General features: G+C 42.4%; 24 protein-coding genes. 21 read left to right on the forward strand and 3 right to left on the reverse strand.

The window, feature by feature from the left end:
• Position 1: 1 nt before the first annotated feature.
• The 5 genes from ABFY09_RS07035 to ABFY09_RS07055 all read left to right on the forward strand — a co-directional run bounded on the left by ABFY09_RS07035 (position 2) and on the right by ABFY09_RS07055 (position 5,796).
• On the forward strand, positions 2-1,090 hold the full coding sequence (locus ABFY09_RS07035) for a putative 2-aminoethylphosphonate ABC transporter ATP-binding protein (RefSeq protein WP_347983594.1): 1,089 nt from the start codon (positions 2-4) through the stop codon (positions 1,088-1,090).
• Complete coding sequence (locus ABFY09_RS07040) at positions 1,087-2,817, forward strand: putative 2-aminoethylphosphonate ABC transporter permease subunit (RefSeq protein WP_347983595.1); 1,731 nt, start codon at positions 1,087-1,089, stop codon at positions 2,815-2,817. The genes ABFY09_RS07035 and ABFY09_RS07040 overlap by 4 nt, the downstream gene beginning before the upstream one ends.
• Positions 2,818-2,829: 12 nt before the next feature.
• Positions 2,830-3,750 carry an EamA family transporter gene (locus ABFY09_RS07045; RefSeq protein WP_347983596.1) on the forward strand — a complete coding sequence of 307 codons (921 nt, stop codon included), beginning with the start codon at positions 2,830-2,832 and terminating at the stop codon, positions 3,748-3,750.
• Between the two features lie 54 nt (positions 3,751-3,804).
• Positions 3,805-4,458: an HAD family phosphatase gene (locus tag ABFY09_RS07050; RefSeq protein ID WP_347983597.1), complete on the forward strand. Its 654-nt coding sequence runs from the start codon at positions 3,805-3,807 to the stop codon at positions 4,456-4,458.
• 75 nt (positions 4,459-4,533) lie between these two features.
• Positions 4,534-5,796: a hypothetical protein gene (locus ABFY09_RS07055; protein WP_347983598.1), complete on the forward strand. Its 1,263-nt coding sequence runs from the start codon at positions 4,534-4,536 to the stop codon at positions 5,794-5,796.
• Positions 5,797-5,961: 165 nt separating this feature from the next.
• Here the strand turns inward: ABFY09_RS07055 and ABFY09_RS07060 are convergent, their stop codons facing one another.
• A complete protein-coding gene (locus tag ABFY09_RS07060; RefSeq protein WP_347983599.1) occupies positions 5,962-6,462 on the reverse strand; it encodes a hypothetical protein in 501 nt (166 codons plus the stop codon).
• 227 nt (positions 6,463-6,689) lie between these two features.
• Between ABFY09_RS07060 and gmk the strand changes: the two genes are divergently transcribed.
• The 4 genes from gmk to ABFY09_RS07080 all read left to right on the forward strand — a co-directional run bounded on the left by gmk (position 6,690) and on the right by ABFY09_RS07080 (position 10,203).
• Positions 6,690-7,313, forward strand: coding sequence for a guanylate kinase (gene gmk, locus ABFY09_RS07065; RefSeq protein WP_347983738.1), 624 nt, complete (start codon positions 6,690-6,692; stop codon positions 7,311-7,313).
• A 57-nt stretch (positions 7,314-7,370) separates the two neighbouring features.
• The gene (gene rpoZ, locus ABFY09_RS07070) at positions 7,371-7,595 is read left to right on the forward strand and encodes a DNA-directed RNA polymerase subunit omega (RefSeq protein WP_347983600.1); all 225 of its coding nucleotides are present in this window, start codon (positions 7,371-7,373) and stop codon (positions 7,593-7,595) included.
• Positions 7,596-7,656: 61 nt separating this feature from the next.
• Positions 7,657-9,774, forward strand: coding sequence for a bifunctional (p)ppGpp synthetase/guanosine-3',5'-bis(diphosphate) 3'-pyrophosphohydrolase (locus tag ABFY09_RS07075; protein WP_347983601.1), 2,118 nt, complete (start codon positions 7,657-7,659; stop codon positions 9,772-9,774).
• Between the two features lie 42 nt (positions 9,775-9,816).
• Positions 9,817-10,203 (forward strand): RidA family protein, encoded by a 387-nt coding sequence (locus tag ABFY09_RS07080; RefSeq protein ID WP_347983602.1) that lies wholly within the window; start codon positions 9,817-9,819, stop codon positions 10,201-10,203.
• Between the two features lie 62 nt (positions 10,204-10,265).
• On the opposite strand, the gene ABFY09_RS07085 is transcribed toward ABFY09_RS07080, so the two are convergent.
• Positions 10,266-11,117 carry an epimerase gene (locus ABFY09_RS07085; protein ID WP_347983603.1) on the reverse strand — a complete coding sequence of 284 codons (852 nt, stop codon included), beginning with the start codon at positions 11,115-11,117 and terminating at the stop codon, positions 10,266-10,268.
• Between the two features lie 165 nt (positions 11,118-11,282).
• Between ABFY09_RS07085 and ABFY09_RS07090 the strand changes: the two genes are divergently transcribed.
• The 3 genes from ABFY09_RS07090 to ABFY09_RS07100 all read left to right on the forward strand — a co-directional run bounded on the left by ABFY09_RS07090 (position 11,283) and on the right by ABFY09_RS07100 (position 15,096).
• A complete protein-coding gene (locus ABFY09_RS07090; RefSeq protein ID WP_347983604.1) occupies positions 11,283-12,188 on the forward strand; it encodes a hydrogen peroxide-inducible genes activator in 906 nt (301 codons plus the stop codon).
• A 9-nt stretch (positions 12,189-12,197) separates the two neighbouring features.
• Positions 12,198-14,279 carry an ATP-dependent DNA helicase RecG gene (gene recG / locus ABFY09_RS07095; protein ID WP_347983605.1) on the forward strand — a complete coding sequence of 694 codons (2,082 nt, stop codon included), beginning with the start codon at positions 12,198-12,200 and terminating at the stop codon, positions 14,277-14,279.
• Positions 14,280-14,421: 142 nt separating this feature from the next.
• A complete protein-coding gene (locus ABFY09_RS07100; RefSeq protein WP_347983606.1) occupies positions 14,422-15,096 on the forward strand; it encodes a helix-hairpin-helix domain-containing protein in 675 nt (224 codons plus the stop codon).
• A 40-nt stretch (positions 15,097-15,136) separates the two neighbouring features.
• Here the strand turns inward: ABFY09_RS07100 and lrp are convergent, their stop codons facing one another.
• Positions 15,137-15,613, reverse strand: coding sequence for a leucine-responsive transcriptional regulator Lrp (gene lrp, locus ABFY09_RS07105; RefSeq protein ID WP_347983607.1), 477 nt, complete (start codon positions 15,611-15,613; stop codon positions 15,137-15,139).
• 527 nt (positions 15,614-16,140) lie between these two features.
• Between lrp and ABFY09_RS07110 the strand changes: the two genes are divergently transcribed.
• The 9 genes from ABFY09_RS07110 to phoR all read left to right on the forward strand — a co-directional run bounded on the left by ABFY09_RS07110 (position 16,141) and on the right by phoR (position 25,260).
• Positions 16,141-17,163 carry an amino acid ABC transporter substrate-binding protein gene (locus ABFY09_RS07110; protein ID WP_347983608.1) on the forward strand — a complete coding sequence of 341 codons (1,023 nt, stop codon included), beginning with the start codon at positions 16,141-16,143 and terminating at the stop codon, positions 17,161-17,163.
• A gap of 118 nt (positions 17,164-17,281) precedes the next feature.
• A complete protein-coding gene (locus ABFY09_RS07115; protein ID WP_347983609.1) occupies positions 17,282-18,457 on the forward strand; it encodes an amino acid ABC transporter permease in 1,176 nt (391 codons plus the stop codon).
• 10 nt (positions 18,458-18,467) lie between these two features.
• Positions 18,468-19,568, forward strand: coding sequence for an amino acid ABC transporter permease (locus tag ABFY09_RS07120; protein WP_347983610.1), 1,101 nt, complete (start codon positions 18,468-18,470; stop codon positions 19,566-19,568).
• Between the two features lie 22 nt (positions 19,569-19,590).
• Positions 19,591-20,370, forward strand: a complete 780-nt coding sequence (locus ABFY09_RS07125; RefSeq protein WP_347983611.1) for an amino acid ABC transporter ATP-binding protein — start codon at positions 19,591-19,593, stop codon at positions 20,368-20,370.
• Positions 20,371-20,465: 95 nt separating this feature from the next.
• Entirely contained in the window at positions 20,466-21,737 is a 1,272-nt protein-coding gene (locus ABFY09_RS07130) for an HDOD domain-containing protein (protein WP_347983612.1), read from the forward strand.
• 6 nt (positions 21,738-21,743) lie between these two features.
• A complete protein-coding gene (locus tag ABFY09_RS07135; protein ID WP_347983613.1) occupies positions 21,744-22,304 on the forward strand; it encodes a chorismate lyase in 561 nt (186 codons plus the stop codon).
• Positions 22,301-23,155, forward strand: a complete 855-nt coding sequence (ubiA, locus tag ABFY09_RS07140) for a 4-hydroxybenzoate octaprenyltransferase (protein WP_347983614.1) — start codon at positions 22,301-22,303, stop codon at positions 23,153-23,155. Before ABFY09_RS07135 ends, ubiA begins: the two co-directional genes overlap by 4 nt.
• 84 nt (positions 23,156-23,239) lie before the next feature.
• Positions 23,240-23,935 (forward strand): phosphate regulon transcriptional regulator PhoB, encoded by a 696-nt coding sequence (gene phoB, locus ABFY09_RS07145; RefSeq protein WP_347983615.1) that lies wholly within the window; start codon positions 23,240-23,242, stop codon positions 23,933-23,935.
• Positions 23,932-25,260, forward strand: coding sequence for a phosphate regulon sensor histidine kinase PhoR (gene phoR / locus ABFY09_RS07150; RefSeq protein WP_347983616.1), 1,329 nt, complete (start codon positions 23,932-23,934; stop codon positions 25,258-25,260). The genes phoB and phoR overlap by 4 nt, the downstream gene beginning before the upstream one ends.
• Positions 25,261-25,320: the final 60 nt, after the last annotated feature.

Genomic DNA, 25,320 nt, shown 5'->3' on the forward strand with positions numbered 1-25,320 from the left:
AGTGTCCAGCCCAACGTATTTAGAAATGAATAACATCGACCAAATGTTTGGCTCATATCAAGCACTTAAGAATGTGTCCCTTAACATCGCAGAAGGTGAGTTTGTGTGTTTTTTGGGGCCATCTGGTTGTGGTAAAACCAGTCTGTTACGCATTATTGCAGGCTTGGACACGCCGACCAGTGGATCCATTCTGCAAGTTGGTAAAGACATCACGTATGCCCCGATCAAGCAACGAGACTTTGGCATCGTGTTTCAATCATATGCGCTGTTCCCGAATTTAACCGTCAGTGACAACATTGCTTATGGTTTATCGGCAAAGCGTGCTGCTGAACGCATGACGGCAAATGATCGACGAGCTCGAGTGACTGAATTATTGGCTACAGTAGGTTTGTCTGGTAGTGAAGGCAAATACCCAGCGCAACTCTCAGGAGGCCAGCAACAGCGTGTTGCCCTTGCTCGTGCGTTAGCTACATCACCGGGTTTATTGTTGTTGGATGAGCCGTTATCGGCATTGGACGCACGCGTTCGTGCGCATTTACGTCAGGAAATAAAACAGCTGCAAGAGAAATTGGGTGTGACCACCATCATGGTAACGCATGACCAAGAAGAGGCTTTAACTATGGCCGATAAGATCGTTGTTATGAACCAAGGTGTGATTGAGCAAATCGGTTCGCCTCAAGAAGTATACACAAAACCAAATACACCTTTTGTTGCTGACTTTGTCGGAGAAATGAATTTTCTCAGTGCTAAAGTGAGCGGTGTGGGTGAGATGGCTTCTGGCGGTTTGACATTAAACTACAGCCAGACATCCGATTTGGCTATTGGCGACAACGCTCAATTGGCGATTCGTCCAGAAGATGTGCGTTTTCACACAGAAGGCGATCAAGACAATATTCTCAATGCAACGGTACTCCATTTAGAATTTCTTGGCTCTCGTATGCGCTCGTTATTGCAGCTTGAGAACCATGAGCGTCCTATTTTGGCAGACATCTCGATGAATGAAATGTCACGCTTAAACTTCACACAAGGGCAAAAGATCACATGTCAGCTGCCAGCGGATCGTTTGCATGTTTTTGGAGGTTCTGTATGAGTGAATCTTCCATAACGCCTGCCATGTCAATGGACGCAAAAAAAGCCGCTAAAAAACCTTGGTATGGCCACCGTAGTATGGATGAATGGTCTCTTGGCGGTGTTTTAATCATTGGCGTACTGGGGTTGCTTATTTGCGTCGTGATGCCAATTTACACCTTGTTATCGAAGAGTGTTGAAGACAAAGACGGCCATTTTATTGGATTGGCTAACTTTGCTAAATTCATTGAAACGCCAAGCTTGTACAGCTCAATTAGCAACTCTCTCTTTATCGCCTTGGTGTCAACGTTAATTGTGACGAGCCTGTCTTTTCTCACGGCTTATGCGATTTGCCGTACACGTATTCCATTAAAAGGGTTGTTTCGTGTAATTTTGGTGCTGCCTATCTTGGCACCCTCTCTATTGCCAGCCATCAGTTTGGTTTACCTTTTCGGTAATCAGGGAATCTTAAAAGAAGTGTTAATGGGAGAGAGCATCTATGGACCTATTGGCATTATTATCGGTTCGTGCTTTTGGACCTTTCCTCATGCTTTGATGATTATGTTAACGGCATTGGCAAACACTGATGCTCGTTTGTATGAGTCTGCCGAAGTGCTGGGCGCTTCCCCAATGCGTACATTTTTCACAGTAACATTGCCAGCCGCTAAATACGGCATTATCAGTGTTGCCTTTGTTATTTTCACGTTAGTGATTACCGATTTTGGTGTGCCCAAAGTGATTGGCGGCCAATTTAATGTTTTAGCAACGGACATTTACAAGCAAGTAATAGGCCAGCAGAATTTCGAAATGGGCGCGGCTGTCAGTGTGATTTTATTATTGCCTGCCATTTTGACATTCATTACTGACCGCTGGTTACAGCGTCGTCAGTCGGCACTTCTTACCTCGAAAGCCGTGCCTTGGGTTGCTCCTATCCGAAAACGCATTGATAGCCTATTTTTTGTGTTATTAACCTTAGTTTCAGGTGTGATTCTGGGCGTTATTGCCATGGCGGTTTACGCCTCGTTAGTGACGTTCTGGCCTTATAACTTGAGTTTGTCATTCAAAAATTACAATTTTGATCTAATGGACGGAGGTGGCTGGGATTCTTATTTTAATTCCATAGAGCTTGCGCTTTATACCGCTGTTATTGGTACGGTTTTTATTTTCTTTCAATCCTATTTGGTTGCGAAACTCGCTGGATTTAAACTGTTGAAGTGGTTTTTTCATCTGTTTGCTATTTTACCTTTGGCGGTACCAGGGTTAGTGCTCGGTCTTGCGTATATCTTTTTCTTTAATGCGCCTAATAATCCATTGAACGGCATATATGGCACCATGATTATTTTAGTGGTTTGTACGATTAGCCATTTCTATACGGTGTGTCATTTGACGGCAACGACGGCTTTAAAGCAGATTGATGCTGAGTTTGAAGCGGTTTCTGCCTCTTTAAAAGTCCCTCAAATAGTTACTTTTTGGCGAGTCTCTTTACCTGTCTGTATGCCAGCGGTATTAGACATTGCGAGCTATTTGTTTGTGAATGCGATGACAACTGTGTCTGCGGTGGTATTTTTATATTCTTACAACACAAGTTTGGCGTCTGTGGCTGTGCTAAATATGGACGATGCTGGCGACATTGCACCGGCGGCGGCCATGGCGGTAATGATTATGTTGACCTGTATGGTAGCGCGCTTAGTCCACTGGATATTGGGTAATGTTGTTTTGAAATATACTCAAAATTGGCGCCAACGTTAGGATGTTGTTTTTATGTCATTAACGGCGATAGTGCTGATCTTAATATCAACTTTTATGCACGCAGGTTGGAATTTTTTTGGTAAGAAGAGCAGTCCAACGTTAGGCTTTTTCTTCCTTACTATGATTGGTGGTGTGGTTGTTTTTTCTCCTCTTTTCATCATTCACCTTGATCTCTTGTTTGCATTAAACCGACAGATTCTAGTGTTATTACTGTGTTCAGGCTTTTTTCAAGCGGTGTACCTTTGGGGGTTAGCAGAAGCCTATCGTTCAGGCGATATGTCAATTGCTTATCCTATTGCTCGCTCTTCGCCTTTGATTATTGTGGGCATATCGAGCTTTTTTCTTGGACAGCAAGAAAGCATTTCTCTGCAAGCGGTCATTGGTATCGTCATGATTGTTGTTGGGTGTTTGTTCATCCCTTTACCTAACTTTAGGGATTTTAAACTTAACAATTACCGCAACCGAACAACGGTGTTTGCTATCGTCGCGGCCTTCGCCACTGCAGGGTATTCCTTAGTGGATAATCAGGCAACAGGGCTGATGCGTGGTTTGATTGGGGAAAATGGTTTACCTGTTGCCAGTGCTGGCGAAGTGGCGTTGGTGTATGTCACCTTGCAAAGTGCATTTGCTGTTATCTGGATGGTCTGGTTTGTGCTGCGCACTGCCAAACAACGTCGTGATTTTTTGTTGCTGACAAAAGAGCAATGGAGAGTGGGGTTGTTAACGGCTGCGCTGATGTTAGGGACTTATTCCTTGGTTATTCTCAGCATGGCGTTTGTTGATAATGTGAGTTATGTCGTTGCATTACGTCAGTTCAGTATTCCTTTAGGGGTTTTATTTGCCGTCATTGGTTTTGGGGAAAGTCTTAAAGCGCCCAAAATCATTGGTGTGATGGTTACTTTTACCGGCTTGATTGCCGTAGCACTTGGATAGATACGTCATCTTCCTTTTATATTTTTACATTGGATAAGCAGTTAAGGAGCCGTCATGGCACTGGCATTTTTTGATCTTGATAACACTTTAGTGAAAGGCGATACCGCGCAAGCTTTTTCTGAATATTTGGCTGCAAGCGCCTTGCCTACAGCGGATGATTTTTTGGCGGTGAATGAAAAATACATGGAAGAATACGATGATGGCACCCTCAATTTGGAGGCCTATATGCATTACACTTTGGCGCCATTATTTACTTTAGATCGTGTAAAAGTGGGCGCTCTTATCCGTGACTTTATTGATACAGTTGTTAGTACCATGATTCCTGATAGCACCCATACATTATTGGCAAAACACAAAGACGCTGGCGATGACATTGTCATTATTTCAGCGACGGGTATTCATTTGGTTGAACCGATCACCAAATATCTGGGTGTAGAGTACGCACTTGGTGTGAATATTGAAATCATTGATGATTACATAACAGGGAAATTGATTGGCATACCTACCTTTCGTGAGGGCAAGGTAATACATGCGGAGCAGTGGGCGAAAGATCATGGCTATAAACTAGAGGAAGCTTACTTTTACAGCGATTCGCACAATGACCTCCCATTACTGGAAAAAGTCGGTTATCCCGTAGCGGTTGGCCCTGACCCTGTGTTGAAAAAAGTCGCTGAAGAGAAAAATTGGCCAATTGTCAAAATTGGCTAGGCTGTTCTATCAGAAAAAACATAGTCATAAGATAATATTTTACATCTTGTCTTATGACATATATTAGGGGGATATGTGAAATTAGATATTGAGAGTTTAGATTCTTCCCTTGAAATTAGAACAACAGTGATTAAAAACAAAGAATCATTGTTAGAGATGTATATTTTTTTTCCAAAAGATATGTCTATACATGAGCGTGACATTCAAGCTAATACCTTATTGGAGTCGAAAGCATCTCGATATCATTACTCCATTTCTAAATCGAAATTTCCACTATTGAAATTAAAATCCAAAAAGCCTGAAAGAAAGAGTGATTTCCCTATATTCTTAAAGGCTTTTAAATTACAGCTTTCTAACTTGATTCGAGATGTAAAATCGAACCATATTAAATACATAGAGACCGCTAAATCATTATTATTAGAACTAAGAAGCACCCCTACGACAGAAACTAATATTAAAGATTTCAAAATTGCTGATGAACTCTGTTCTTACTATGCCGAACAAATGTCGCTGGTTTACTATGATAAGTCTCTTAAGAAAAGAAATAGTGCAATGAATCTTGATGATCTAGTTAAGTTTGCTAGTGAAGAGCGCACATATAGAAAACTGAAATATGGATTAAAGTCCAAAGAAGCTCAACATATACGTAGAAAAGAAGATCATTTCTATAAATCAATTAATATATCGCAACAAAATCGTAAATTAGGAGTCGTTCGAGAGCAAATTGCTTTTAGTATTAGTGCTTTTTTATCTATGTTATTAACTACATTAATTGTTTTTTATTTCCAAAGAGGCTACGGAACAGTCTCATTTGCCGTTTTTATAGCGCTTTGTGTTAGCTATATTTTTAAAGATCGCTTTAAAGAAATTTTTCGTAATTATATAGTGAAAAAAATGAACAAAGGAAAGTACAATTTAAAAAGTATTTTGACTGATAGTGATAATAATATTATTGGAAATTGTTATGAGCTATCTGAGTTTAAAATACCAAATGATGATATTTTAAAGATTAGAGGTAAAGGAAAGTTTACAAAGAAAGAGGAAAATGAAGTTGTTATATATTATAAGAAAAAATATGATCTAAATGATAATTTTATAAATGATTTCTCTCAGTTAAGAGATACTATGAATATCAATATCAACCATCTTCTAGAGCTTTTACCTGACATCACATTAAGATATATGAGCCTGGATAAAAATGGTTTGATGAAACGAAAATTCTCTATGCTACACGACCTTAATATTGTTGTTCGCCTAAATGAAAAAAAAGTAGAGCGCTATAGGGTAAAACTTTCTCACTCAAGTATCGAAAAGTTAGAGAGAGTAAAGCTATCCTGAGTTTGAAGATAACAACTGACTGCTTGAAATGAAAAGTGTCGCACTTCGGACTTAAACTCGCGGAGAAGCTAAACCGTATCATTGGTGAAGGAACTCTCAACCATTGCTTACACATGGAATTATATTAGATAAAACAGAGCGATACGCCCTGTTTTACTGATTAAGTTAGTACTTACCCAATTCTAGTACTGTTTGCTCAAGAACTTTGTTGTCACCCATCGCTTTAATCGTCACGTAATACGCATGATCTTTACCGCCAGAGCAAGGTGGCATATAAGCACCCGCTTTATCCCAACCTGGACCGCGATGCTCTGCAATCATTTTGAAAGGCGCTGGCAAAGCGTATGTGTGGCCTAAAACAGAAGGAATTTCTACTTCCGATACAGAAGACGCTAACGTGTAACTCATCTGCCCATGACCGCCATTATTCATATTCTGGGAGTCACGGTCGCTGTATTCCATAACGATGACATCCGTACCTTTTGGTAACTTGCTAAGCGTCAAAGCTGGCGTCGCAGGACTAGTCCCACCAAATTTTTGACATTGCTCAGCAGCTGGCACGGTTGAGCCGTCCCAAAATGCATCCGTTAACTTAGCATCAAACGCCAATGCGCCACTACTGATAGCCGATAAACCAAGTGATATAGCTAATACTTTAAGTTTCATAACTGTGATCCCTTTTGTTCCGTTTAAATGACATTATTGATTTAATAACGAAGTTGTTACGTTAGATTACAGAAAAAATATCACTTTATGGTGACAAAAAAGAAAGAAATACATTTTCAATCTCATTCTTCGTTTTTACTCGAGAACCTCTCCTCTCGTTTATCTAAGTTTGTGATATAATGGCGAGTCATATAAAAAATATTAAAATGGCGGGTTCAAAAAAGCTCATGGATAAACACAAAGGCAACTTATTCATTTTATCGGCTCCTTCTGGCGCGGGTAAGTCTACCTTGTACAAAGCCTTACTAAAGCAAGATCAACAAGTACGCATTTCCATTTCTCACACTACAAGAACGCCAAGAACAGGTGAAGAAGACGGTCGTGAGTACTTTTTCACAGACCCGGAATCTTTCTTGGACATGATTGCGGAAGACGCCTTTTTTGAACACGCTCAAGTATTCGATAATTACTACGGCACATCAAAAGCATCCATTTTTGATATGTTGGAGCAAGGCTTAGATGTGATCTTAGAAATTGATTGGCAAGGCGCTCGCCAAGTCCGTCAACTTTACCCTGAAGCCATAGGAATATTCATTCTTCCACCGTCATTACAAACCCTAGAAGAACGCTTAAAAGGTCGTGCAACTGACTCAGAAGAAGTAATTCAAAGGCGTATGGCGAAGGCCGTTAATGAAATGTCTCATTACAACGAATACGATTTCGTCATCGTTAATGATGATTTAAATGAAGCTCTTTCTCAAATGGGGGCGATTTTTAAGGCTATGCGCTCAAAAACCCCGATTATCGAGCAAAAACATGGCAATCTTATAAATGATCTCTTGTCATTGTAAGAAGCCGTTAAGTAGAATTACCCTTGGAAAAATAGATAACTGAATACAGAGGTCAAAATGGCTCGAGTTACCGTAGAAGATTGTTTAGAAAATGTTGATAACCGCTTTGAATTAGTGATGGTGTCATCAAAACGTGCACGCCAACTAGCAACTGGTGGTGAAGAATCGAAAGTGCCTTTAGAAGGCGACAAAGTGACGGTTATTGCATTACGTGAAATCGCTGAAAACTTGATTAACGCAGAAAACGTTGATCAACAAAAACGCCCAGTTCACGAGTTTTAATTCAATGGTGTCGCTCATAACACAACCGTCGCACTTCTACTTTACCTTTGTGAGGTGAGCGATGTATACCATTGAAGATTTAGCACTGACACTCAGTCAGTACTTGCCGTACGACCAAGTTGCCAAGGTAAAACGCGCTTACTATTACGCCGAGCAGGCTCATGATGGCCAACGGCGAAAAAGTGGCGAACCTTATGTCACCCATCCTCTCGCTGTCGCCGAAGTTCTCTCTGAGCTCCGAATGGATTGTGATGGACTGACGGCAGCACTTTTACATGATGTCATAGAAGATACTGGCATCAGCCGCGAAGCACTCACTGAACAATTTGGTGCAGGTGTCGCAAGCTTAGTAGATGGCGTCAGTAAATTGACTCACCTTGAGTTCAATAACCAGCTCGAAAAACAAGCTCATAACTTCCAAAAAATGGCCATGGCCATGGCAGATGACATTCGAGTGATCTTGGTTAAATTAGCAGACCGCTTACATAATATGCGCACATTGGACGCCATGCCGGCCAATAAAAAGCGTCGTATCGCCCGCGAAACTCTAGAGATTTATGCGCCAATTGCAAACCGTTTAGGTATGTACAATGTTCGTGTTGAGTTAGAGTCTCTTGCTTTTCAAGCTTATTACCCGATGCGTGCTCGCATGCTACAACGAGCCATCCATAAAATGTATGGTCAGCAACGCATCAAGGACACTCAAAAGATTGAAGATACGATTCGATCAGAGTTGGCAGCAGATTATATCGAAGCCAGCATAAGTGTTCGTGAAAAGCACATTTACAGTATTTACCAGAAAATGGATAAAAAGCGCCGTTCATTGAATGAAATCATGGACGTTAATGGTGTTCGTATCGTGACTGATCGTCACGATAGCTGTTACCGCATATTGGGCGTTATCCACTCTCTCTTCAAACCGATTGAAGGTCGCTTTAAAGATTACATCGCTGTACCTAAATCCAATGGTTACCAGTCGCTTCATACCACTGTTTTGGGTACGAATGGTATTCCAATGGAAGTGCAAATACGCACAGAAGAAATGGATCTAGTCGCTAATAATGGCATTGCAGCTCATTGGGCTTATAAAGCCAATGGCACATCCAATACGCCAAATAATCACGACCGTGCGACAAAATGGGTGAAAAGCCTACTCGAAATCCAGCAAAAAGCGCGTAACCCTGTCGAGTTTGTCGATAACGTAAAAAGCGACCTGTTCCCAGATGAAGTGTATGTGTTCACGCCAAACGGGCAAATCATTGAGCTTCCTTCTGGCGCTACTCCGGTGGACTTCGCTTACGGCGTTCACACCGAGATAGGCAACACTTGTATATCTTGTCGCATTAACCGACGCCTTGCGCCATTAAGTACTCAACTTGAAAGTGGCCAAACAGTTGAAATCATTACCGCCAATAATGCTCAGCCAAATGTGGCGTGGCTAAGCTTTGCGATTACAGGCAAAGCACGAACTAACATTCGTCATTACTTGAAAGACAAACAGCGTGAAAACGCCATTTCTATTGGTTGTCGCCTACTCACTCGTTCATTGAATGCTTTCAAAACCAATATTGACGAATTAACCTCGGAGCAAATTGCGCAAGTATTAGAAAACCACCAGCTGACGTCTATGGACGACTTATTAGAATCCATTGGTAAAGGCCGTCATGTTGGCTATTTAGTTGCCAGAGAGCTTTTCCCGAACTTTGATGAAGAAACCTTGGTAACGCCTAAATCCTTTAAGGTAAACGGTTCGGAAGGCATGCTTATTTCTTATGCAAAGTGCTGCGCACCGATACCAGGTGACCCGATTGTCGGTTACGTCCAAGTAGACAAAGGCATCATCATTCACCATTTGAATTGCCCGAATGTTCAAGATCACTTATCCAGCCCTGAGCGTTTTATTCACATGGCATGGGGCAAGGAAATCGAAGAAGAATTGCATATCAGCTTGATCGTGAGTTACATCAATGAGCGAGGCGCTGTCGCCAAGATTGCCAGCTCGATCAGTGATACCGATTTCCAAGTTTCAAACTTAGACATTATTGAACGTGGCCGAGTCAGCCGTTTACGCTTGAACATTACCATTTCCAGCCGTGTTGGTTTGGCAGATGTTATGCGTCGAATCAAAGCCGTACGTTGTGTCGAAAAAGTATCACGCGAGACGATAGTGGGGCGCTAAACAAGTCGCTCTTATTCAACATTTCAAAATAGGATATTGATTATGCCAAAACAAGTTGTTCATACAGAAAACGCACCTGCCGCCATCGGTCCATACTCTCAAGCCGTTCGCGCAGGAAACACAGTTTACCTTTCTGGCCAAATTCCTTTGGTACCAGAAACAATGGAAGTCATCAGTGAAGACATTGTTGAGCAAACCACGCAAGTTTTCAAAAACCTACAAGCAGTTTGTGAAGCAGCAGGTGGTTCATTGGAAAACGTGGTTAAGTTCAATATTTTCATGACAGACCTAGGTAACTTCGCAACAGTTAACGAAGTGATGACGCAATTTGTTAAACAGCCATACCCTGCTCGTGCGGCTATGGGTGTTCGCGCTTTACCAAAAGGCGTGCAAGTTGAAATCGAAGGGATCATGGTTCTGGAAGACTAATCTCTTCAATCTATTGAAAACCATAAAAAGAGGCCTTTTATCGGCCTCTTTTTTTATACGTATTAAGACAGATTGCTATCATTTTTATATTCAAGCAATAGACTTTGATAACCCGAAACATAACTAGGATAACGAGGTCGCCAACCTTGCGACAAAAGATACTGACCTTGAATTCGCTTCCCTGACGTTGGGATAAAATCTAGGCCATTTTTGATCTCTGGCGTAACACCTAAACAGGTTGCAAGCCATAACTTCACTTCCCACATAGAAACAGGTGTTTGATCTGTAACAATTACTTGATTAGGTAACGCTTTTCCAGCAACAGCACATTCAGTCAAAGTCACCAAAGCAGACACAACGTCATCGCGATGAATGCGATTCGTCCAACTATTCGCTCCCCAGTCTTCGCCACTTTCTATTTTCTGTAGCAATCGAAAACGTCCTGAGCCATAAATCCCTGAACAGCGAACAGCCACGGTCGGAAATACCGAAGTCAGCGCCGACTCAGTTTCTCGAAGAACGCTCGATGTCACTGACTTAGGCCACGCAGGCGTTGTTTCATCAATCCACTCACCTTGGCTTTCACCATAAACACTCGTACTGGAAATAAAAAATATTTGAGGCAGCTTGCTTTGTGATTGATATCTACGAATCAAAACTTGAGCCGTATTAAAATAGGCGGTCCGATACGCTTCTTCCGTTCGCCCTTTGGGCGTCATGATCAAGAAAATGATATCGGCATCAGGAAGAGCACTGTCTTCCATTGCTACCAAATCACCAGTAATACCAGCCACACCAGCAGGGAATTCCACGCCTGTTCGACGAATACCAATGACATTATAACCTTGCGGAACAAGCTCATGACCTAGCCCCGAACCCAAATCACCACAACCAGCGATCAGTATTGTTGCCATTTTATCCTCCAGAGGGGTGATTGATTGCTGCCTACGTGTAACATTTAATAACACGCGATGACTCAAGAAATGTTCTGCAATAACAGAATCAACGAGTATACTTTATTGAATGGTGTATTATCATAGCTATTAACAATGAATCAACCTACTTTAAAAAGGTGAGTTATGACATTAACGGAATTGAAATACATAGTAATGCTAGCGGAAAAAAAGCATTTTGGACAAGCTGCAGAAAGCTGCCATGTTTCGCAACCAACGCTTAGTGTTGCAGTAAAAAAGCTGGAAGATGAACTGGGTACTGCCATTTTCGAACGCAGTAAAAGTTCGGTGTATATCACGCCACTTGGTGAACAAATCATTACTCAGGCGAAGCGCGTTCTCGATCAAGCAAACATGATCAAAGAACTAGCCGCATCTGGTAAAAACCAGCTGAAAGGGCCATTAAAGGTCGGCGCTATTTTTACCATCGCCCCTTACCTTTTCCCTTTTATGATTCCTTCTTTGCATAAAATTGTGTCTGGTATGCCGTTGTCAATTGAAGAAGATTTAACCGAGAACCTTCGACCAAAACTGCGTAACGGCGAGTTAGACGCTATTATCGTAGCTTTGCCTTTCCGCGAACCTGATGTCGTAACACAGCCTATTTATGAAGAAGAGTTTGTTGTTCTCATGCCAAAAGGACACCCTTGGACGACATTAGAGAGTATAGAAACCGATCAGCTATCTACAGACAACCTTTTATTACTAGGCAAAGGCCATTGCTTCAGTGAGCAGGTTTTAGAGGCCTGTCCTATTGTGACAGAAAGCGAGTTCGATGATGGCCGAACTGTCGTCAATGGCAGCTCATTAGAAACCATCCGCTATATGGTGGCGTCTGGCTTAGGCGTCACCGTGTTGCCAAAATCCGCTGTCACCAATATCGATCATAATATGTTAGAAGTTCGCCCTTTCACTACACCTGCACCGAAACGTACGGTAGCACTTGCTTGGCGAGCAAGCTTCCCACGTCCAAAAGCCATTGAAGCAGTAAGCCAATCCATTCGTGATGCTTGCAAGCAATTAAATCTGTAGGAAGCTCAGATGATTGACGGCTTAGATGCACAGGATGTGCGAGAATTAAAAGGAGTGGGAGATGCAATGTCCGAAAAGCTGGCCAAATTGCATCTACACACAGTACAGGATTTACTGTTCCACTTGCCTATTCGTTATCAAGACCGAACTCGTGTGGTGCCAATCGGCCATTTACGTTTTGGCGACGAAGCCGTTATCGAAGGCCAAGTGACTGGCTGCGAAATCAAAATGGGCAAGCGCCGTAGTTTGCTCTGTCGAATAAAAGATCACACTGGCGCGCTTTGCTTACGCTTCTTCCACTTTTCTGCGGCGCAAAAAAAGCAGCTTGAAGCAGGTAAACGCATTCGCTGCTTTGGTGAAATTCGCCGAGGAAGCACAGGTTTTGAAATCTATCACCCTGAATACAAAGTCATTGGTGATGATGAAAAGTTGGAAGAGTCAGCGCAGCTCACGCCTATTTACCCTCTTACAGAAGGTTTGACCCAAACCAAAATTCGTCAACTCTGTGAGCAAGCGTTAGAACGCCTAACCCCTTACAATTTACGAGAATGGCTTCCTGAGGAAATTCGTTCACAATTCAGTTTGCCGCCACTGAGCGATGCGATCTTGTTTCTGCATCACCCGTCTCGCGAAGCTGACTTAGCACAACTACGCTCCGGCTCACACCCTGCTCAATATCGCTTATCTTTTGAAGAGCTCATGGCGCATCAACTCTCGCTCATCGGCAAACGCATCAAGGCAAAACAAGACTTTTCAATCAAGGTGCCGAATGCAGGCGAACTGAGCAAAGCTCTTTTGAATCAATTACCTTTTTCACCAACCAATGCCCAACGACGGGTTTTTCACGAAATATTGGCGGACTTAAATACAGGCCACCCGATGTTGCGCTTGGTTCAAGGCGACGTGGGTTCAGGCAAAACTTTAGTGGCAGCCTTAGCTGCCGCCTCCGTCGTGCAAGCCGGTTATCAAGTTGCCATTATGGCGCCAACCGAAATCCTCGCAGAACAGCATTACATAAACTTTTCCCAATGGTTTGAGCCTTTAGGTTTAAATGTGGCCTGGATGATTGGAAAACTAAAAGGAAAGGCGCGAGAAAAAGAGCTGGCAGACATTGCATCTGGCGAAGCGCAAATTGTTGTGGGAACACACGCTCTATTTCAAGACACTGTTGAGTTCGATCGTTTAGCCTTAGCGATTATTGATGAACAACATCGTTTTGGTGTCCATCAACGAATGGCATTGCGAGAAAAAGGCATGAAGCACGGATTTCAGCCTCATCAGTTAATCATGACAGCAACACCGATTCCTCGCACATTGGCCATGTCTGCTTATGCGGATTTGGATTGCTCAATCATTGATGAATTACCGCCCGGGCGAACACCTGTCAATACAATTGTGGTGTCAGACCAACGCCGGCAAGAAGTCATCGATCGAGTAAAAAGTGGCTGCGAGCAAGGCAAGCAAGCTTATTGGGTATGTACTTTGATCGAAGAGTCGGAAGCGCTGCAATGCCAAGCTGCCGAGGACACAGCATTATTGTTGCAAGAGCAATTACAAGGCTTGTCTATTGGATTGGTGCACGGAAGGCTAAAAGCACAAGAAAAGGCCGACATTATGGCCCAGTTCAAAGCGGGTGAAATTCAGCTTTTGGTGGCGACCACAGTTATTGAAGTAGGCGTTGATGTTCCAAATTCAAGCTTAATGGTCATAGAAAACCCTGAGCGTCTAGGTTTAGCGCAACTACATCAATTACGAGGACGTGTGGGTCGAGGTCAAGCTGCCAGCCATTGCGTTCTGCTCTATAAATCACCATTAGGGCAACAAGGGAAAGAACGCCTTTCTACCATGAGAGAAACCAGTGATGGATTCAAAATTGCTGAAAAAGACCTTGAATTACGTGGACCAGGAGAGCTTCTAGGCACGCGACAAACGGGCTTGTGGGAGTTCAAAGTAGCGGATTTGCAAAGAGATAAGAGTCTATTGGATGATGTGCAACGCGCCGCTTCGATTCTATACGCTCAATATCCTGAAAGTATTTCCCCGCTTCTGTCTAGGTGGCTACCCAATCACGACCAGTATTTAAACGTATAACATACACACTGAAATACACGCCTTCCTCCATCGTTGGCCTTGTCGCTATTGGCTTTATATTTGCTTAGATATGTTCATAAAATTTTTCGAACTGGGTAGTTTCTTATATTCTGTTCAAGCCAATTCATCTCAAGGAGCTGATATGTCTTTTTTAGAACAAATAAATCAAGGTGTAGAATTATCAATACAAGGATGCGGTTACAAAATAGAAAACGACCGAGTTATGATTTCTGCAGACTTTATTGGAAGCAATAGAGATGAACTGAACATGAGCGGCACAATTCAAATCGCCTTTAGTGCCCAGAACCAACAAAATAGAGAACCTCAAAACCTGCTTCTCGCTTCTACGACAATAGGAGAATTAAGAGGGCAACATTTTCTGAGCGACTGCTCTTACGACTTGCTCTTTCAACATCCACCCACGGGCACTTGGCAACTCTCATTACAATTAAGGGAATGGGATGGTTTAGAGTATGCACTAATTGATGAAGTGTTTTTCGACCTTCTCTACCAAACCCAAGCTATGTCTGATGCTGCAGCTATCTACAGCAATGAACATACCACTGACCTAAGAGAGCTTCAGACAACCTCTCCAAAAGAATCCATTACTCACACCGAGTCAGTAGGCTCAGGCGATGGACATCGCCTTATCAATAAAATAAAAAAAGCTGAATTAAGAGCCGTTAAAGGGATCCCCAAAAAAGCGCTAGAAAGGATTATTACGGAGCGCCCTTTTCAATCCGAAAGAGCTATTGTCAATGTCAAAGGAATGGGGCCCAAAATGCTGAAAAAACTACTAGAAAAACTATCAAACTAAAGCAAAAAAGTTCAATGAAATGCAAAGTACACACTCAGGATTATGGGATATTTACAACCGTCGTGCTTTTCACTTCTTCCATTGCAACATAAGTTCGAGACTCTCGAACGTGCGGCAGAGTCAGTAAAGTTTCACCTAAAAGTAGACGGTAAGAGTCCATATTTGAAACACGCGCTTTTAAAAGATATTCAAAGTCGCCCGCAATCAAATGGCATTCTAAAATTTCTGGAATTTCAGCAACCGCTGTTTTAAATTCATTAAAGCCTTCAGGTGATGTTGTTTTCAGTCGAATTTCAACAAAGACCAACAAACCAGCGTCCACCTTTTTCGGATTTACCAAAGCACAGTAACCCGTAATGTAACCTGTTCGCTCTAAACGACGAACACGTTCCAAACAAGGAGTGGCACTCAACCCAACACGGCTCGCTAGTTCTACATTCGATAAACGGCCATTTACCTGTAATTCACGAAGTATTTTTTTGTCTAAGCGATCGAGTGGTTTTACTGAGTTATCCATTTGACACGGATCTCCTTACGTAGCTTCAATTAATGCCTAAGTCTATCATGCAGATTGCAAATTATGGAAAGAGCTTTATTCAATATCTTTAGTAGGGGCATAGTAAAAAAACCAAGAACAAGCACCAGAATTAAGCAAAAAATCACCTCCGCTACAAAATGGAACATTTTAAAAAGAATTTCGCACCACTTATGAACAATAATTAAGCGGTCAGCCTAATTCCCCGAAAACTAACGCTTTACAGAAAAAATAAATATTAAAGATATAAAAGTCACACCCGGAGATACGGAAAAAAGTGCAGATCACGTATAACTTATAATCTTTTCTGCTTGACTATGGCGAAAAAGAGTAATTCTATAGATGTATGTAGTGTCCTTTGTAGAGGAATCATCTACATATATCTGACAATAAGAACAATAGAGTGTTGGCACTAAGTTTGCTTAATAAATACTACAGATAATATAAATCTGACGTTAAGTTCAACAATATAACAACATATGTAAAAAATGCCCGGGAGGCTTAATATAATGAAATCGAATGTTAGTAAAATACTATCTACTGCAGCTGTTGCAGCAACTCTAAGCACAGCAGTGACTGCAGCTACACTAGATGACGTTAAATCTAAAGGCTTTATCCAATGTGGTGTTAGCCAAGGTGTTCCAGGCTTCTCCAACGCAGATTCTGAAGGTAACTGGACTGGTATCGATGTTGACGCTTGTCGTGCAGCGGCTGCAGCCATTTTCGGTGATGCTCAAAAAGTAAAATTCACTCCTCTATCTGCTAAAGAACGCTTTACCGCTCTACAATCTGGCGAAATCGATGTTCTTTCTCGTAACACGACTTGGACTTACACTCGTGATTCTTCTCTGGGGTTAGACTTCACAGCTGTTAACTTCTATGACGGTCAAGGTTTCATGGCTCGTAAAGACCTAGGCGTTGAGTCTGCTTTGGACCTTGATGGTGCAACCGTTTGTACTGAACAAGGCACTACAACAGAATTGAACATGGCTGACTTCTTCCGTAAACACAAATTATCTTACGTTCCAGTTGTTGTTCAAAAAGCAGACGAAGCACTAGCTGCTTACGCTTCTGGCCGTTGTGATGTGTTCACTACAGATAAATCAGGCCTTGCTGCTCACCGTTCTAAGCTTGCAGACCCAAGCGCTCACGTAATCCTTCCAGAAACTATTTCTAAAGAGCCTCTAGGCCCTGTTGTTCGTCATGGCGACAACCAGTGGAAAGACATCGTAACTTGGGCAATGTTCGTTCAGGTTAACGCAGAAGAAATGGGTATCACTTCTGAAAACGTTGCGAAAATCAAAAGCGAAACGAATGATCCAGGCATCAAACGACTTCTAGGTTCTGAAGGTGATATGGGGGCTCAACTTGGCCTTCCAGCAGACTGGGCTTACAATGTTATTTCACAAGTAGGTAACTATGGTGAAGTCTTCGAGCGTAACGTTGGCCCATCTACTCCAGTTGGTCTTCCACGTGGTATTAACAATCTATGGACTGAAGGTGGTGTAATGTACGCGCCACCAGTACGTTAATTATTAATACCTAAAGCAACCTGCTTCGGGTATTTATTCAGCGGCGATTTTTCATCGCCGCTGAATTTCTCCCCCCTTTCTTACACATCTGACGAGCATTCCATTTGCCTGAATTAAGATGAGCGATAAAACGACTTCAAATAACAAAAGCCTTTTGCATGATGCAGGCACCCGTGCCTTGATCTTTCAAATAGTGCTTCTAGCCGTGGTAGTTTTCGTAGGTTATTACCTATTCAGTAACTTACAAGCCAACCTAGCTAATCAAGGTATTTCCACTGGTTTTACATTTCTAAATCAGCCAGCCGGATTTCCCATCCTTATTCATTTGATTGAGTACACAGAAGCAAACTCTTATGGTCGTGCTTTTGTAGTTGCCTTAATCAACACTGTTGTTATTTCCCTGATGGGGATTGTGTTAGCAACTGTCATTGGTGTCATCATGGGTGTTGCCCGACTGTCGAAAAACTGGCTAGTCGCACGTTTAGCAACTGTCTATGTTGAAACCTTGCGTAACATCCCATTACTACTACAAATGTTCTTTTGGTACTTTGCGGTACTAGCGGCGCTACCTGCGCCTCGTAATAGTTATGAGTTTGCAGACTTCCTATTAAATAAGCGCGGTATTTATTCTCCTAACCCTATTTTTCAAGATGGTTTTGGTCTTGTAATCTCTGGCTTTATTTTGTCTATTGTTGCTTCTATCGCCGTGATTACCTGGGCTAAGAAGCGTCAAACTAAAACAGGCGTTTGGTTCCCAGCCTATTGGACTTCTTTAGGATTGATAATCGGGATTACCTTTTTATCCCTTGCTGTTGCAGGCTTTCCAATAGAGTTCGATTTACCACAAAAGAGCCGCTTCAATATCACTGGTGGTATGGTTCTACCTCCCGAGTTTGTCGCTGTTCTTGTAGCTCTATCTACCTACACAGGCTCTTTCATTGCTGAAATTGTCCGTGCAGGTATTTTGTCTGTTAACTGGGGGCAAACAGAAGCGGCAAGATCGTTAGGCTTAAAAGACAATTTGACTCAGCGTTTGATTGTATTGCCTCAAGCATTACGAGTTATCATCCCACCATTAACTAGCCAATATTTGAACTTAGCGAAAAACTCTTCGTTAGGTGCTGCTATTGCCTACCCTGAACTGGTTGCTGTTGTTATGGGCACGACGCTAAACCAAACAGGTCAAGCAATAGAAACCATTGGTCTTTGTATGCTTGTTTACGGTTCATTGAGTTTATCTATCTCTATGTTCATGAACTGGTATAACAAAAAAATGTCATTAGTAGAGCGCTAGGAGGCTAATCATGGCTATTATATTTAAACCATCACCAAGCCTCCCACCACCAGTTAATTCGGTCGGTGCAGTGGCATGGGTTCGCCAAAATTTATTGTCGTCCCCTCTTAATATTTTTCTGACACTGTTTAGTGTTTATGTTTTATACCTATTGCTTCCACCAATTATTCAATGGGGCATTATTGATGCAACATGGACAGGCGAATCAAAAGCAGCTTGTACTGGCGGCGGTGCTTGTTGGGCATTTATAGGGGTTTACTTCGAACAGTTTATGTATGGGTTATACCCATCAGAAGAAACATGGCGTATTAATATTGCCTTGATTCTACTGGTGGTAATGGTTGGTGCTTTCGCCATTAAATCTGTCAATAAACTCTACTTGTCCATTGGGATTATTGTTGTCTACCCTATCATTGCCTACTTCTTGTTTGCTGGTGGAGTGTTTGGGTTAGAAGTTGTTGAGACTTCTCTATGGGGTGGCTTATTCCTAACGACTCTTTTGGGTGTTATTGGTATTGTTGCTTCACTTCCTCTGGGTGTCTTACTGGCTCTAGGCCGTCAATCAAACATGCCGATTGCTAAGTCTGTTTGTATTGTGTTCATCGAGACAATTCGAGCGGTTCCACTAATCACCATCTTATTCATGGCATCAGTTATGATTCCATTGTTCCTACCTGATGGTATGAACTTTAATAAGCTAATGCGTGTATTGATTGGTATTACCTTATTCTCTGCCGCTTACATGGCCGAGGTAATCCGTGGTGGCTTGCAAGCTATTCCAAAAGGTCAATATGAAGCCGCTGACGCAATGGGGCTATCCTACTGGCAGTCAATGGTTTTGGTTATCTTGCCACAAGCACTGAAACTCGTTATACCTGGCATAGTGAACACTTTTATTGGTTTGTTTAAAGATACAACCTTGGTTTATATCGTTGGTATGTTTGACTTACTTGGTAGGATTCAAGCAGCAACACATGACTCAAGCTGGTTAGGTACAACAATAGAAGGTTATGCCTTTGCTGGATTCATTTATTGGGCCGCCTGTTTTGGTATGTCTCGCTACAGTATGAGAATCGAGCGTAAGTTAGAAACAGGGCACAAGCGAAATTAGTTAAGAATTTGAGGTCTATATAATGTCAAATACAAATATGGCTCGTGCTCAACTTGCGCAGGGCGAAGAAGCAATCATCGAATTTAACGATGTAAACAAGTGGTACGGTGACTTCCACGTATTAAAGAACATCAATTTCAGCATTAAAAAGGGTGAGCGTATCGTTGTATGTGGCCCTTCTGGTTCTGGTAAATCAACTATGACGCGTTGTATCAACCGTCTAGAAGAACACCAAAAAGGAACCATTCTGGTTGATGGCGTTGAAATGAACGATAACCTGAAGAACATCGAAGCGATCCGCAAAGATGTTGGTATGGTTTTCCAGCACTTCAACCTGTTCCCACACCTAACCATTTTGGAAAACCTGACTTTGGCGCCAATTTGGGTACGTAAAACACCAAAGAAAGAAGCTGAAGAAATGGCAATGCATTACTTGGAGCGTGTAAAAATCGCTAACCAAGCATTGAAATACCCAGGTCAGCTTTCTGGTGGTCAGCAACAACGTGTGGCGATTGCTCGTGGTTTGTGTATGCAACCTCGTATCATGTTGTTTGATGAGCCAACCTCTGCACTTGACCCTGAAATGATCAAGGAAGTATTGGACGTTATGATCCAATTGGCAGAAGAAGGTATGACAATGGTATGTGTGACCCATGAAATGGGCTTTGCAAAAACCGTTGCCGACCGTGTTGTGTTTATGGATGCCGGCGAAATCGTTGAAGCCAATGAGCCAAATGAGTTTTTCAACAATCCTCAGCATGATCGTACTCAAAACTTCCTAAGCCAAATCCTAAATCATTAATTCGAAACTCGAAACTTCGTTTTAAAATCTGGTATATTGGAAAAAGCCCCGACGAGGGGCTTTTTTATGTCTGATAGTTTTAATCGAGAACCTTTATGGAAGTCTTACCAGACCACCAACAAAATCAGAGAATACGAGTGGTGCATTTAGCAGATCACTCTGGTCGTTTGCAGGTTCTTTTCCCTGAAAGCAACATGCTCGATATTGCTGCTGTATCACGCATCACAAAACGTCGTTTAGAGCCCGTTGCTCACTTTCATCCATCGGGCGATGCTCTTATAAAACCCAACAGTGTAATAACAATTATAGAAAACAGCATATTGGAAAATGACCAAGCTTTTCTTATCTGTACCAAAACCAACGGACAATACCGAGAGATCACAGGAAACCAATTAAAAGAGCTGTTTTCAGGCCCTCTAAATCGTTTTGAAAGCATTTCTATTCACACTTCTGCAATCAACAAACCGGCAGAAAACCACGAAAATGACGAAGAGCAAATTCTTCAAGCACTCGGTAAATTTCAGTCCATACGACTCAAGCAACGTTTGGAAGAAACATTAGAGGTTCCGCCTTTACCCGCTTCTTCCCATCGCATCATCAAACTGTCATCAGATAAGTCCGCAGGAACAGATGAACTATGTGAAGTCATTGCATTAGACCCAAGTTTATCTGCACAGGTTGTTAGCTGGGCGTCTTCTCCTTACTATGGAGCGCCGGGGTCGATTGAGTCTGTAGAGGATGCCATTATTCGCGTGCTCGGCTTTGAAATGGTGATGAATTTGGCGCTTGGATTATCAATGGGTAACGCTTTTAAAACGCCTGAAGAAGGACCTCGTCATTATGAAGACTTCTGGTTAGATTCTGTTTCAAATGCTGTACTTATGGAATCCTTAGTAAAAGCGATGCCAATTAAAAACCGTCCAAAGCTCGGACATGCTTACTTAGCAGGCTTGCTACACAACTTCGGATTTCTTGCGATCAACGCTATTTTGCCACCTCATTTTTCCATTCTATCTCGCTACCAAGAAGCTAACGCGCATCTGGCAGCAGAGTTTACTGAAATGCACATACTGCATTTTAGCAAGGAACAATTGGCATCTTGGCTACTGCGTTATTGGAGCTTGCCAGACAATATTTGGATGGCCATCAGATACAGCAAAAAGCCTCATTATTATGGAGAGCACGCTGTATTAGCCAAACTGCTCTACGTGACTTATCAGCTCCGTCACGAAGCTGATATTGAACCTGAAGTGCTCAATGGAATAGGCTTAACACTTGAAGAAGCCGAAAACTGCGAAAAAGAGGTTTTCAAAAAATCAGCCGAATTGCATAAAATGGCGTCTTTAATTAACAAGATAAATGCCTAGCTTATTATGACATTGATGAATCAATCCGCGACCTTGCAGTTTGGCTATCGATGGGCACCTGTACATAGAGTCAACAAGGTAAAAGTGCCAACCACTCTTTGGCCTTGGCTGACTACCAAAGCCTCTTTAACAGCCAAACTACAAACGCTGGGAACACTAACGGTTGAAGTACTTGAAGACACATGGGGAACACCAACGGCACGAGAAAGGCGTCGACTTGCTTTGCGCCCTCGTGAGGCAGCTCGAATTCGCACCGTTTTATTAAAGGTTGATGGTGTCAGTGTTATTTATGCGCGTTCAATTATTCCAGCCAAATCCTTAAAAGGTCATTGGCGACAAGTAAAACATCTTAAAAACAAACCGTTAGGCGGATATTTGTTTAAACACAGAGCGCTTGTTAGAAGCTGTGTCGAAGTCACTCAACTGCCTAAACAGATGTTTCCAGATCAATCCAATACCGTATGGGCGAGACGTTCTGTTTTCCAACAATACGGAGTGGGAATCTTGGTCAACGAAGCCTTCTTTGATGATATCAACCAACTAAAATCACCATTTGGTTTTATATGAATAAATTGAAAGTTTACCTAGAGCTAACGCGATTCGATCGCCCTATCGGGTCTTTGTTATTGATGTGGCCAACATTATGGGCACTATGGCTCGCCTCTGATGGTATGCCTGATTGGCGCCTCATTGTTATTTTCATTTTAGGCGTATTCAGTATGCGCTCTGCTGGTTGTGTGATTAATGATTATGCCGATAGAAATGTAGATGGCAGCGTTGAACGTACCAAGAACCGACCATTGCCCTCGGGTCGCGTATCCGCAAAAGAAGCTCTAGCGCTTTTCGCAACTCTTTGCGCAGTAAGCTTTATTTTAATTCTTTTCACTGACGTTCGAACCATTTTATTGTCATTTATCGGATTAGGTCTTGCTGCACTTTACCCCTTTATGAAGCGATATACCCACTTACCTCAGCTGTTCCTAGGTTTGGCTTTTTCTTGGGCAATACCCATGGCGTTCAGTGCTCAAGGCGGTGACTTAAGAGACCCTATACTTTGGATGCTGTTCATTGCCAACTGCTTCTGGACGATCGCATACGATACCTATTATGCGATGACAGACCGTGAAGATGACCTCAAAGTCGGTATCAAATCGACGGCTATCTTATTTGGGGAACACGATCTGCTTATCATTCTTTGCCTGCAAGGTCTGACTTTGTCTCTCTTAACTTGGGTGGGGATACTGGCTGGATTAGATTGGCCGTATTTTATTGCTCTTGTGTGTTGTGTCGGATTATTTTATTTACAATTTAAACAAGCTCGAAGCCGTGATAAAGCCGCCTGCTTTCGATCATTTCTAGATAATAACCGCATTGGCTTTTGTCTCTTCATTGGTCTAAATTTAAGCTATTTTCTGTAATATATGGCAAAGTTGTGACACTTTAACCAAACTGTCACATTTGACAGCTTTAATAAAACCGTTCCTGAGGTGAGGGTAGATCCTGTGACCGGTAAAAAAGTATTAATTATTGATGACGAGTCTTCAATACGCGAAATGATCGCGATTGCTCTAGAAATGGCAGGCTATGAATATTTAGAAGCCGAGAATATTCAGCAAGCCCACGAAATTATCGTCGACCACCGACCAGATTTAATTCTTGTTGATTGGATGATGCCGGGGGGCAGTGGCATTGAACTCACTCGTCGCTTGAAGAAAGACAACACAACGGCTGAAATTCCAGTCATCATGTTGACGGCAAAAAGTGAAGAAGACAACAAAATCCAAGGCTTAGAGGTTGGTGCGGATGACTACATAACCAAACCTTTCTCTCCTCGTGAATTAGTTGCGAGATTAAAAGCCGTATTGCGCAGAGCAACACCCCAAGGCATTGATGAACCGATTGAAATTGAAGGGCTAATGTTAGATCCTATCAGCCAACGAGTCACAATAGGGGCTCGACCTTTGGATATGGGACCAACGGAATACAGATTGCTAAAATTCTTAATGACGCACCAAGAACGCGCCTATTCTAGAGCACAACTTCTAGATCAGGTTTGGGGTGGTAATGTCTATGTAGAAGAACGCACCGTTGATGTTCATATTCGTCGTTTACGCAAAGCCATTGGCAGCTCTCACGACTCTTTGATACAAACCGTTCGAGGAACAGGCTACCGATTTTCAGCAAAAAGGTCCGCATGAAAAACATTTGGCGAAATACCATACTAAGTTGGCTGTCAGGTCTTGCAGCTTGTGTTGTCATTGGCCTGATCATAGGTCAGTTATTAGGGGTATTATTGCTGTATGTTTTAGGGTCTTTGTACTGGCAGCTGTACCAGCTTTACCAATTCCATAGCTGGCTACGCTATTCCAGTAAGGCGTCGCCTCCAGAAGCCAGTGGAATTTGGGGAGACGTTTTTGATGCCGTTTATCGTTTGCAGAAAAAACAACGTAAATCAAAACGTCGAATGCGCCAAGCATTAACGCGTATCGAAAGCTCGACAACCGCCTTAAAAGAAGGCGTAATTATGGCGGACAACCAAGGAAATTTAGAGTGGTGGAACAATTCTGCAGCTCACTTTTTTGGTCTGATGCGCCCTGTAGATCGAGGTCAGATAATCACCAACATCGTTCGCAGTCCGGAGTTTTTCCGCTATTTCTCACAGAAACGCTTTGGAGAACCGCTGGTTATTAAGTCCCCAGCAAAAGAAGGCGTTTATCTAGAAATACAAACAACGTTGTACGATAAAAACGATCACCTTATTTTTATCCGAGATGTCACTCGTCTGCATCTTCTCGAACAAATGCGAAAAGACTTTGTTGCCAACGCCTCTCACGAGCTCAAAACACCTTTGACAGTGATTAAAGGTTATCTAGAAACCCTCGATATGTTTAAAGACAGCCTGCCGAAAAGCATGCAGAAAGGCATAGTGAACATGTCTGAGCAGTCTGAGCGCATGGAACACCTTATTGAAGACTTGCTTCTTTTATCTCGTTTAGAAAGCGATGAAAAACGTGAAGAGAATCAGTGGTACAAAGTTTTAGACATTGTGAATTCTATTCAAAGTGCAGTGGAATCCATTGTGACTGAGCAACACATCATTTCTGTCAAAATTCCTGCTGAAGCTTATATTTACGGCTCTTACAAAGAGCTGTATAGCGCTTTCTCGAACCTAATCGTAAACGCCATCAAGTATTCACCGGATGGTGGCGAAGTGAAAATCAAATGGGAGTCTAGCCATCTAAATGGCGTTTTCTCTGTACAAGATACTGGTTTAGGAATAGACCCTAGACACATTCCTAGACTCACTGAGCGCTTCTTTAGGGTAGACAAGGGTAGAGGCTCCAAAACCGGAGGAACAGGCCTTGGGTTGGCCATTGTGAAGCACGTATTGTTACATCATGACGCTAAACTTCAAATCCGCAGCCAATCAGGTCATGGCAGTACTTTCTCCTGCTATTTTCCAGCCAACCGAACACAACATGAGTCTGTCTCGACCCTCATTTTCAAAGGCAATGAAAGCTAAGCGGTCCACAAAAAAAATAGGGAAGCCATTTGCTTCCCTATTTATTACCTAAACACCTTC

Origin of the sequence: Marinomonas sp. 5E14-1 (genome assembly GCF_039939215.1) — a bacterium.
Lineage (GTDB): Bacteria > Pseudomonadota > Gammaproteobacteria > Pseudomonadales > Marinomonadaceae > Marinomonas.

What these genes read in the sequence shown, in the direction of transcription:
- ABFY09_RS07040 (WP_347983595.1), top strand. Translation starts at nt 1,087, where the DNA reads ATGAGTGAATCTTCCATAACGCCTGCCATGTCAATGGACGCAAAAAAA.
- ABFY09_RS07045 (WP_347983596.1), top strand. Translation starts at nt 2,830, where the DNA reads ATGTCATTAACGGCGATAGTGCTGATCTTAATATCAACTTTTATGCAC.
- ABFY09_RS07050 (WP_347983597.1), top strand. Translation starts at nt 3,805, where the DNA reads ATGGCACTGGCATTTTTTGATCTTGATAACACTTTAGTGAAAGGCGAT.
- ABFY09_RS07060 (WP_347983599.1), bottom strand. Translation starts at nt 6,462, where the DNA reads ATGAAACTTAAAGTATTAGCTATATCACTTGGTTTATCGGCTATCAGT.
- gmk (WP_347983738.1), top strand. Translation starts at nt 6,690, where the DNA reads ATGGATAAACACAAAGGCAACTTATTCATTTTATCGGCTCCTTCTGGC.
- rpoZ (WP_347983600.1), top strand. Translation starts at nt 7,371, where the DNA reads ATGGCTCGAGTTACCGTAGAAGATTGTTTAGAAAATGTTGATAACCGC.
- ABFY09_RS07075 (WP_347983601.1), top strand. Translation starts at nt 7,657, where the DNA reads ATGTATACCATTGAAGATTTAGCACTGACACTCAGTCAGTACTTGCCG.
- ABFY09_RS07080 (WP_347983602.1), top strand. Translation starts at nt 9,817, where the DNA reads ATGCCAAAACAAGTTGTTCATACAGAAAACGCACCTGCCGCCATCGGT.
- ABFY09_RS07085 (WP_347983603.1), bottom strand. Translation starts at nt 11,117, where the DNA reads ATGGCAACAATACTGATCGCTGGTTGTGGTGATTTGGGTTCGGGGCTA.
- ABFY09_RS07090 (WP_347983604.1), top strand. Translation starts at nt 11,283, where the DNA reads ATGACATTAACGGAATTGAAATACATAGTAATGCTAGCGGAAAAAAAG.
- recG (WP_347983605.1), top strand. Translation starts at nt 12,198, where the DNA reads ATGATTGACGGCTTAGATGCACAGGATGTGCGAGAATTAAAAGGAGTG.
- ABFY09_RS07100 (WP_347983606.1), top strand. Translation starts at nt 14,422, where the DNA reads ATGTCTTTTTTAGAACAAATAAATCAAGGTGTAGAATTATCAATACAA.
- lrp (WP_347983607.1), bottom strand. Translation starts at nt 15,613, where the DNA reads ATGGATAACTCAGTAAAACCACTCGATCGCTTAGACAAAAAAATACTT.
- ABFY09_RS07110 (WP_347983608.1), top strand. Translation starts at nt 16,141, where the DNA reads ATGAAATCGAATGTTAGTAAAATACTATCTACTGCAGCTGTTGCAGCA.
- ABFY09_RS07115 (WP_347983609.1), top strand. Translation starts at nt 17,282, where the DNA reads ATGAGCGATAAAACGACTTCAAATAACAAAAGCCTTTTGCATGATGCA.
- ABFY09_RS07120 (WP_347983610.1), top strand. Translation starts at nt 18,468, where the DNA reads ATGGCTATTATATTTAAACCATCACCAAGCCTCCCACCACCAGTTAAT.
- ABFY09_RS07125 (WP_347983611.1), top strand. Translation starts at nt 19,591, where the DNA reads ATGTCAAATACAAATATGGCTCGTGCTCAACTTGCGCAGGGCGAAGAA.
- ABFY09_RS07130 (WP_347983612.1), top strand. Translation starts at nt 20,466, where the DNA reads ATGGAAGTCTTACCAGACCACCAACAAAATCAGAGAATACGAGTGGTG.
- ABFY09_RS07135 (WP_347983613.1), top strand. Translation starts at nt 21,744, where the DNA reads ATGACATTGATGAATCAATCCGCGACCTTGCAGTTTGGCTATCGATGG.
- ubiA (WP_347983614.1), top strand. Translation starts at nt 22,301, where the DNA reads ATGAATAAATTGAAAGTTTACCTAGAGCTAACGCGATTCGATCGCCCT.
- phoR (WP_347983616.1), top strand. Translation starts at nt 23,932, where the DNA reads ATGAAAAACATTTGGCGAAATACCATACTAAGTTGGCTGTCAGGTCTT.